1 pseudogene is annotated in these 865 nt (G+C 50.6%); it reads right to left on the bottom strand.

What is annotated here, in order from left to right:
• Positions 1-865: pseudogene (locus ACQ661_RS12675) on the bottom strand (IS66-like element ISSpu21 family transposase); the annotation flags it as partial.

Here is an 865-nt window from a genome sequence, read left to right on the forward strand (position 1 = left end):
CACATCGGGGTCTTCTAAGAAGACACGCAGTGCCATTTCTTTGCTTTGTACATAGCCAATCGCTTTGTAGAGGGGGTCTTTTGGCAGCAGCGTCAGGTTATGCAAGGTGTCATCACACCACGTAAAGAAGCGGTCAACCACCGGTTTGCTGTGGGTAAGCCGGTATTGGCGCTTTTTATCATCGGTCAGTTTTTGGCGTTGGATAGTCTCTTCTATCTCATACAGCTTGGCGATTAGGCTTATCGCTTCTTTGGCCGGTTGTGGCCAGCTGTTTTCGGCTGCAATAAATTGCCGGCGACTGTGCACCCAGCACTGGGCATGGGTTAAGCCCTCATTCGCTTTGATATAACTGGCATAGGCGCTGTAGCCATCGCTTAATAAAGTCCCTTTAAAGCGATGTTTTAATATCTCTTCTATATGTTGCCGCCCGCGGCTGGTGGAGAAGGTAAAAACAATTTCATCCTTATCACCATACACCGGCCAGAAGTAACTTTGCTTCATTTTGCCCGGGCCCGCTTTGCCTGCTTTAATCGGCGTCTCGTCCATTGCCAGCACCTGGCTTTGTAAGATGCTGGTCAGCATCGCATCCACAATCGGATAGAGTAAATCAATACCGCGTGCCACGATGGTGCCCAGTGTGCTGCGGCTTAAAGTAATGCCCGCTGCGGCTAAGCGCTGGTGTTGGCGATACAGCGGCAAGTGGTATTGGAATTTATCCACCAACATGCCGACGATAAAACTCACATCCGCCACGCTTTTATCCAGCACATTAAACGGCGCTGCGCTTGGCAGGATAGTGTCGCTGCCTTTGTGTTTAACGATTTGCCGGTCATAACGCAGCACGTCGAAGCTCTCTGGGCGCTGT

The sequence above is a fragment of the Pseudidiomarina sp. WS423 genome, assembly GCF_050750165.1.
Taxonomy (GTDB): Bacteria; Pseudomonadota; Gammaproteobacteria; order Enterobacterales; family Alteromonadaceae; genus Pseudidiomarina; species Pseudidiomarina fusca.